Source organism: Nonomuraea terrae, from assembly GCF_004348995.1.
In the GTDB taxonomy this organism is placed as follows: Bacteria; Actinomycetota; Actinomycetes; order Streptosporangiales; family Streptosporangiaceae; genus Nonomuraea; species Nonomuraea terrae.
On the sequence record NZ_SMKQ01000054.1, the window covers coordinates 34,918 to 43,397 of the forward strand.

The 8,480-nt window shown below is 68.3% G+C and carries 6 protein-coding genes; 4 read left to right on the plus strand and 2 right to left on the minus strand.

The features are described 5' to 3' along the window. Positions 1-118 precede the first annotated feature (118 nt). Positions 119-2,620, plus strand: a complete 2,502-nt coding sequence (locus E1286_RS19460; RefSeq protein ID WP_132614481.1) for an ATP-dependent Clp protease ATP-binding subunit — start codon at positions 119-121, stop codon at positions 2,618-2,620. Positions 2,621-3,815: 1,195 nt separating this feature from the next. Beyond that, positions 3,816-4,700 (plus strand): sugar phosphate isomerase/epimerase family protein, encoded by an 885-nt coding sequence (locus tag E1286_RS19465; protein WP_246074986.1) that lies wholly within the window; start codon positions 3,816-3,818, stop codon positions 4,698-4,700. 154 nt (positions 4,701-4,854) lie between these two features. Here E1286_RS19465 and E1286_RS19470 read toward each other — a convergent pair whose 3' ends face one another. Next, positions 4,855-5,319 (minus strand): MarR family winged helix-turn-helix transcriptional regulator, encoded by a 465-nt coding sequence (locus E1286_RS19470; protein WP_132614485.1) that lies wholly within the window; start codon positions 5,317-5,319, stop codon positions 4,855-4,857. A 114-nt stretch (positions 5,320-5,433) separates the two neighbouring features. Here E1286_RS19470 and E1286_RS50300 point away from each other — a divergent pair, with 114 nt between their 5' ends. Together E1286_RS50300 and E1286_RS19480 are read left to right on the plus strand one after the other, a co-directional pair. Further along, entirely contained in the window at positions 5,434-5,757 is a 324-nt protein-coding gene (locus E1286_RS50300; protein ID WP_342776229.1) for a cupin domain-containing protein, read from the plus strand. A gap of 651 nt (positions 5,758-6,408) precedes the next feature. Next, on the plus strand, positions 6,409-7,284 hold the full coding sequence (locus E1286_RS19480) for an alpha/beta fold hydrolase (RefSeq protein WP_132614490.1): 876 nt from the start codon (positions 6,409-6,411) through the stop codon (positions 7,282-7,284). A gap of 936 nt (positions 7,285-8,220) precedes the next feature. On the opposite strand, the gene E1286_RS47880 is transcribed toward E1286_RS19480, so the two are convergent. Beyond that, positions 8,221-8,379, minus strand: coding sequence for a hypothetical protein (locus E1286_RS47880; protein WP_165969803.1), 159 nt, complete (start codon positions 8,377-8,379; stop codon positions 8,221-8,223). Between the last annotated feature and the right edge of the window lie 101 nt (positions 8,380-8,480).

Consider the following 8,480-nt stretch of genomic DNA (forward strand, 5'->3'; position numbering starts at 1 on the left):
GTGTCTGTTATAGAGCGTGTCAGCGGCAGTGGGCACGGTTCGCCGAGCCAGGGCTAGCATGCGGGAGGACGGGACCGGATTTACCGGCCTGACTGACCGCTCTGTGAGGAGCGACGAGATGTTCGAGAGGTTCACCGACCGAGCGAGGCGTGTTGTCGTCTTGGCCCAAGAAGAGGCCAGGATGCTCAACCACAACTACATCGGCACTGAGCACATTCTTCTTGGTTTGATCCATGAAGGTGAGGGCGTAGCCGCCAAGGCTCTGGAGAGCCTCGGCATCAGCCTTGAGGGTGTGCGCCAGCAGGTCGAGGAGATCATCGGCCAGGGCCAGTCGGCTCCGTCGGGGCACATTCCGTTCACCCCGCGGGCCAAGAAGGTCCTCGAGCTGTCGCTCCGTGAGGCTTTGCAGCTGGGCCACAACTACATCGGCACCGAGCACATCCTGCTCGGGCTCATCCGCGAGGGTGAGGGTGTGGCGGCTCAGGTGCTGGTCAAGCTTGGAGCTGATCTCAACCGTGTCCGGCAGCAGGTCATCCAGTTGCTCCACGGTTACCAGGGCAAGGAGCCGGCCGCGGCGGGCGGTCCGCAGGAGTCGGCCCCGTCGACCTCCCTGGTGCTCGACCAGTTCGGCCGCAACCTGACCCAGGCCGCCCGCGAGGGCAAGCTGGATCCGGTCATCGGCCGCGAGAAGGAGATCGAGCGGGTCATGCAGGTCCTCTCCCGGAGGACCAAGAACAACCCCGTTCTCATCGGCGAGCCCGGCGTCGGCAAGACCGCCGTCGTCGAGGGCCTGTCGCAGAAGATCGTCAGGGGCGAGGTGCCCGAGACGCTGAAGGACAAGCAGCTCTACACGCTTGACCTCGGTGCCCTGGTCGCCGGCTCCCGCTACCGCGGCGACTTCGAAGAGCGCCTGAAGAAGGTGCTCAAGGAGATCCGTACGCGCGGCGACATCATCCTGTTCATCGACGAGCTGCACACGCTCGTGGGTGCGGGCGCCGCGGAGGGCGCGATCGACGCCGCCAGCATCCTCAAGCCCATGCTGGCCCGCGGTGAGCTGCAGACGATCGGCGCGACCACGCTCGACGAGTACCGCAAGTACTTGGAGAAGGATGCCGCGCTGGAGCGCCGCTTCCAGCCGATCCAGGTGGCCGAGCCGTCGCTCAGCCACACGATCGAGATCCTCAAGGGTCTGCGCGACCGCTACGAGGCGCACCACCGCGTGTCGATCACCGACGACGCGCTGGTCGCCGCCGCGCAGCTGGCCGACCGCTACATCAGCGACCGCTACCTTCCCGACAAGGCGATCGACCTCATCGACGAGGCCGGGTCCCGGATGCGCATCCGCCGCATGACCGCGCCGCCGGACCTGCGCGAATACGACGAGAAGATCGCCAACGTCCGCCGTGACAAGGAGTCCGCGATCGACGCGCAGGACTTCGAGAAGGCCGCCGCCCTCCGTGACCAGGAGAAGCAGCTCCAGCTCAAGCGCGAGCGGCGGGAGAAGGAGTGGAAGGCCGGCGACATGGACGTCGTGGCCGAGGTCACTCAGGAGCTCATCGCCGAGGTCCTGGCGACCGCCACCGGCATCCCGGTCTTCAAGCTGACCGAGGAGGAGTCGCAGCGCCTGCTCCGTATGGAGGACGAGCTCCACAAGCGGATCATCGGTCAGGACGACGCCATCAAGGGCCTGTCGCGGTCTATCCGGCGCACCCGCGCCGGCCTGAAGGACCCGCGTCGTCCCGGTGGCTCGTTCATCTTCGCGGGTCCCTCCGGTGTCGGTAAGACCGAGCTGTCCAAGGCCCTGGCGGAGTTCCTCTTCGGCGACGAAGACGCTCTGATCAGCCTGGACATGTCGGAGTTCATGGAGAAGCACACCGTCTCCCGGCTCTTCGGCTCGCCTCCCGGCTACGTCGGCTACGAGGAGGGCGGTCAGCTCACCGAGAAGGTGCGGCGCAAGCCGTTCTCCGTGGTCCTGTTCGACGAGATCGAGAAGGCCCACCCCGACATCTTCAACTCGCTGCTGCAGATCCTGGAAGACGGTCGCCTGACCGACGCCCAGGGTCGGGTGGTCGACTTCAAGAACACGGTCATCATCATGACCACCAACCTCGGCACCCGCGACATCTCCAAGGGCATCGGGGTCGGGTTCGCGAAGTCGAACGACACCGAGTCCAACTACGAGCGGATGAAGTCCAAGGTCCAGGAGGAGCTCAAGCAGCACTTCCGGCCCGAGTTCCTCAACCGTGTCGACGACATCGTCGTCTTCCACCAGCTGACGCCGGTCGAGATCATCAAGATCGTGGATCTGATGCTCAACCAGGTCGACGCCCGGCTGAAGGACCGCGACATGGGGCTCGAGGTGTCGCCCGAGGCCAAGCAGCTGCTCGCCGACCGCGGCTACGACCCGGTCATGGGCGCTCGGCCGCTGCGGCGCACGATCCAGCGCGAGCTGGAGGACTCGCTGTCGGAGAAGATCCTCTACGGCGAGCTCCGGCCCGGCCAGGTCGTCAAGGTGACGATCGAGGGTGAGGGCGACGAGGCGAAGTTCGTCTTCAAGGGCGAGACCGCCTCGACGGTCCCGGACTCGGCCGCCGCCATCGCCGCGCCGATCCAGCACTGACGTTCGGCTCTTCGGAAAGCCCCCGCGTGACCTGTTCACGCGGGGGCTTTCGCATGCGGCGGCTCTTCCGCGGCCGTGCCCGCCACGGGACCGTCCGTTCTCCTGGGAGACGGCGCGGATATGTGCCCATAAGCGGCTGAAACAGCCTGTGCCACGTCGAACGGCGTAAAGGCTGCACGGGTGTGTGTGCGCCACCGTGATGGAGGGCGAGCGGACCTGTCAGGCGCTCCCAGCCCCATCCCCGAAAGGCGACTCACCGGCAGCTGAGCAGCGCGGCGCTGATCAACACGCCGGTGGAGCTCTCGGCGTGAGGGCGTCCCACTCAGCCGCACCGCGACCTCCTCCGGGGAGTCGGCCACGACCTCGCACTCCCACGGCAGCCCCGACACCTCGCGCGCTACGCCGGCCGCGCGCCCCGGTACTCGCTGCGCGCGCCGTCGCCGGTGCCCGCCTGGACGGACAGGACGCGGCGGTGCCTCGCCGGCGTCATGGATGACCCCGAGCGTCGCGGCTCCTGCCGCATCGAGCAGGAGTCCGGCTCGGTGGCCGTGCTGGGTGACTGCTGCTCGACTGCGCGAAACCGACGTGCGGGCGGTAGGCGGACCGTGCCGCCGACGGTCGCATGAGTGTGAGCAGGGATTGTCCGGGTGGACGTCGCAGTGTGTGATGGGGGATAGCCTGGCGTGTGCGTCGTCCGCATCGTGGTCGTCACGCGACAGGATGGATCCCGGCCGGGCGGCATGACGTTGCCGGCTTGGGTCATCGGCGGGCTGATGGCGGCCGTCCCTCTCGGGGTCCTGCCCGGTTGGCGGGTGTGAGGGGATTCACTTCTCGCGTGATGGGCGGCTTATCCGCTCACGTGGCGGAGATGGCGGTGTGAGAACGGCTGGTCGTCGTTGCGTAATTGTTGGGCGGGCGGCTATACCACCACCGCGAGTAGTACTACACTGCGTAGAGCTTCGCCAGATCTCATCCAAGTGACCCACAAGGGCGTGTTCCTACGCTGGCGGCTGCTCCTTGCGGAGTAGCCCGGATAACAACTCAGGGCGGACGCGCGCGCCACACGTGAGCAGGCATGCTCGCATGGTTCGCACGTTCGAGGCGGGCGAGGGAACACACAAGCAAGCCGTGGAGGAAACCGATGCGCCTGCGTCACGATGACGGAACGCTCGTTCACCTCGCCTACAACGCAGGCGTGCACCCCGCTGAGGACCTGGAGAACCTCATCGCCCACCTGACCCGCTACGCCGTGCCGGTGCGCAAGCGGCTGGGCGTGGAGCGGATGGGCATCGGGCTGTGGCTGTCGCCGAGCGTCGCCGACCACCTCACGGCCGACCGCATCGAGCTCGTACGGCTGCGCCGTTCTCTGGAGGAGCGCGGCCTGGAGGTCGTCAGCCTCAACGGCACCGGCGGCCGCAACCAGGAGGTCCCGGGCCCCGACTGGGCCAAGCCCGAGCGCTACCGCTACACCATGGCGCTGGCCAAGATCCTGGCGTTCCTGCTGCCGGAGGACGTCCGGTTCGGCAGCATCTCGACGATTCCGATCGGGTGGCGGCGCGACTGGCCGGTCGACCTGCAGGCGATCGCCACGCGGCGGCTGGAGCGGCTCGCTCGTGAGCTGCGCGGCATCTACAGCGTGACCGGGAAGACGATCCGGGTGGGGTTCGAGCCGTGGCCGGGTTGCGTGCTGGAGACGACTGAGCAGGCGCTCGCGCGGGTGGGCGGCATCGACTCCGAGCACCTGGGCGTCTGCCTGGACGCGTGCCACCTCGCCGGCGGGGGCGAGGAGCCCGGCGCGGCCCTGAAGGGCCTGGCCGAGGCCGGAGCGCCCGTGGTGAAGCTGGGCCACGTGCACAACCACTCCGACGAGACGCCGAACACGGGGGCCGTGCTGCACGACACGCTGGCGGCCATGCTGTCGGGCGCCGTGAGCGGCAACGCGCACATCGAGGTCGAGACGCACAACCTCATGGTCCCGGGCCGCGCCAAGGGGCCGGGGGCGCTGGTGTCCCTGCTCGCCGAAGAGCTGAACTGGGCCCGTACGAACCTGACCAGCCTGGGCCTCCAACTGGCCGCCTAGCAGTTGCGGCCGCACGAGTAAGGCGCGCGCACATGTGTGCGGCCGCGGCCGGTGCTGGGTGTCGCTTGCACGGTTGCCGCGGTCGCTTCCGTGGGGTCCCGGAAAAGTCGCCTTACGGCGGCCAAGGCGCCCCGCGGGCGCGGCGGACGCTTGGTCAGAGGGCGCCGAACCAGCCCGGGATGTCGAGGCGCCAGGGGTTGTCGGGGGTCATGCGGCGCAGGTCTGATTCCAGGGCTTGGAGGCGGTCCTCGCCCAGCTCGGCGGCCCAGCGAGCGCGCAGGGTGTCGAAGATGCGGGCCGAGCGGTCGAGGGCGTCCATCCCGCGTGGGGTGAGGCGGACGAGTTTGCGTCTGCTGTCGCGGGGGTCTGTGGCGCGTTCGGCATAGCCGATGCGTTCCAGGTTGTCGACGGTCTTGCCGGCGGCCTGTTTGGTGACGCCCAGGGCACGGCCCAGCTCTACGGCGGTCGTGCCGTCGGGGCCGATGGCCTGCATGACGAATCCGTACATCGGCCTGATGTCGGGGTGGCCCTGGCGGGCGAGCTCGGCGTGCAGCTCGTCGATGAGCATCCTGAACGCGAGCAGTAGGCGGAGCGGCAGTTCGAAGCCGTTGCTTGACATGATAGACAACCTGGTTAACTATATGGGAAACGTGGTTGCCTATTCTAGGGATTGAGCGGGATGACTGTCATTCGTCATGTTGAAGCGCGGCGGTCGGAGACTCCGGGCGGGGTCATGACGACGTTCGCCTCGCCGACCCAGGGCGGGGCCTCAAGGGCTCTGTGGAAGGTCGAGGTGAAGCCGGGGGTCGCTGGGCCCGTGCACGATTTCGACGCCGAGCAGGTGTGGACCTGGGTGGCGGGTGCGGCCACCGTGGAGCTGGGCGGGGAGACGTTCGCCGTGGGCGCGGGGGACACGGTGGTCATGCCTGCGCGTACGGTGCGGCGGGTGCTGGCCGACCCGGCGACCGGATACACCGCCGTCGTCACCGCTCCGGCCGGTGCCCGGGCCATGGGCGCGGACGGCGCCGATTACGGCGTTCCGGCGTGGATCGCATGAAACCGGTGTCCGTGGTTCCCGCGGACGCCGGCTGGAGACGCCAGGCGTGATGATCGCCGCCGGTCTCCACGGTGCGGGGGCGGGCCGGCAGGTCGTCTGGTAGGTGCGTGTCCCATGGGCGGAGGGGGCCCGACTGAGACGCGAGCAGCTGTGGGTGGCCGGGGCCACCCAGGCTAGAGGAAGCGGTCGTCATGCCTGCGCCTGCGGTGCGGTGGGTGCCGGCCGGTGGCCGCATACATCGACGTCGTGACGGCTCCGGCGGGTGCCTGGGCCATGGGCGCGGACGGGCTGACCGTGGTGTTGGAGCGCGTGACAGCGATGTCCGTGGTTCCCGCGGGCGCTGGACGGCCGAGACGTTCGACGTGATGCCCACGTGGGTTTCCCGACGCGGGGAGCCGCCCCCTGGAAGGCACGCGCCTGCCCAGGGGCCGGCGCAGGCGTTCGATGGTGAGCCGGTGTGCAGGTGGCGCGGCTGTAGGACAGTTGACGGGATGTCGCGTTTTCTTGACCTGTCGCAGCGAAACCTGAGCACGGTTGCGTCCACGGAAGTGGTGTACGAGTTTGACCAGGTCACAGGTGTGGCGTCAGGAAATGAAGACGGCCATCGATAAATGTCGGCGTTCGGCAGCAGGTAGCCGCTACCGTGCCTCCATGTTGGATGCCCACGAGCGATTTGTGCCCTCCGGGCCGCTGCGGATTTGGACTGAGCGGGTCGGCGATCCCGGGCTTCCCGCTGTTTTGATGGTCATGGGGTCGGCTGCTCAGGGTGTCAGTTGCCCTGATGCGCTGGTTGGCCGGCTTGTTGAGCGTGGGGTTCAGGTGATCCGGTTCGATCATCGGGACACCGGTCGGTCCAGCGTTGTCGACTTCGATGCTCATCCGTACACGATCGGGGACATGGCTCGCGACTGCCTGGCTGTGCTGGACGGTTATGGACTGAGCTCCGCTCATGTGGCTGGGACTTCCATGGGCGGCATGATCGCACAGTGGCTGGGTGTGCACGCGCCGGACCGGGTCCGGTCTTTGACCGTGATGTCCAGCTCGCCGATGGGTCATGATCCGAGTCCGGCGTGGGCACGGGCACGGGCCGGGGAGCCGGCCGACCCGGATGACCTGCCGCCACCGTCGCCGGCGTTTCTCGCGCATCTGGCCGCTGGGCTGCCGCCGGGAGTGGAGTCCGACGTGGCCCTGTTCCGAGTCTTCAACGGGCCGGTTCGGCCGTTCGACGAACCGGCCGCCCGGGCGATGCTGGAGTCGGCGCTGTCGCGGGCTGCCGACCCGGCGGCCGCGGCCAACCATCACCGGGCCGCGTGGATGGACGCCCCTGACCTGCTCGCCCCGCTGTCGTTGATCGCCGCGCCGACCTCGATCGTGCACGGCGACCAGGATCCGGTCTGTCCGCTCGGTCACGGCGAGGCCCTGGCTGCCGCGATTCCGGGCGCGGTACTGCACGTCGTGCCCGGGATGGGCCATGTCATGACTTCACCCGGCCTGCCCGAGGAGGTCGCCGACTTGATCCGGCTGTGACCCGCCTTGCGGGGGCGGGGCCGCGCCGATGAACAGCCGCGTGGTGAACCGCCTCTACTTCTCCACGACGGATCTCGTCATTACGCCCCGGCCGGGCAGCACCGCGATGATCGAAGCAATCGACAGACTCGTCCGCGAGGGAGAGATAGGCAACGCCTGCCCGGTCATCCCCGCCCCGGAAGGAAGCCGAGATGCTCAGATTTCGGCCACCTGCCGCCAAATGGCATACCGCCAGCGCCACCCCGAACGTTTGCGGCCGGCGCCGCAACCGCCGGTCGTGAACTCATGCGAGACCTGCGGAACCTCCTTAACCTCGCCTGCTCCATCCCGCTGGTGCTCTCGCGATTGTCGCCGCGCCGGCCAACCACCGCTCCGACGATGCGGCACTCCGCTGCCTCGCGACGACCCCCGCGGTCTGCGTCGGCTCTGGCGCTCAGACGCGTGCCGCGTACGGGCCGACCGAGAACGCTGAAAGTAACGCCAGAAGGCAGATGAGAGAAGCAGCACTCAAACTTCGGTGAGAATCGCTCAACCTCCGCTGCGACAGAACATTTCTGGGCCTTCGAGCCGCTGAGCGGGTCTGTTCTGGCTCGTGTGGTGGTCGGGGCGGACGGCGGCGGCCGGCACACCTGCGTCCGCGCCATGCACGCCCACTGGAGTCCGTCCGCCGGGAGCGCGTGCTCAGCACGGGTGCGCGCGTGGTTTTCCGTCGTGAACTCATCGAATCGATGCCATCGGAGAAGGCGCCGGGAAGAATGGGCGCCGCATCCGATGCGTCAAGAGATCGACTTCGTCTGACCGGAAGGTGGATCAACGGGCCAGCGATACCGAGAACGACCCCAGCGACAGGCAGCCATGCCACGACCCGCTCGGTACAGATGGGCCTCGTCCAGCGAATCGCCGGCGCGCCTCTCAGGGCGTGATGGCGCCGGCCGCTCAGTACCCGCTGCGGCGGGGTGTGGCGGTCGGGCGGCGGGGGAGGTCGGTCCGGCCCGTGGGCTTGATGTCGCGCGCCGGGTGCTCGTGCCGGTGCGGCGATCGGGCCTGGTGGTCGGTCTTGGCCCCGGCAATCGAGGCTGGGAGTTTGATATGCATGGTCCTCCTTGCGGTTCTATCGTTCTATGCCCTGGTGAGCCAGGTGACCTGGGCGCCGTTGTCGAAGGACTCGCGCCGGGTGGGGGTGAACAGGGTGGGGA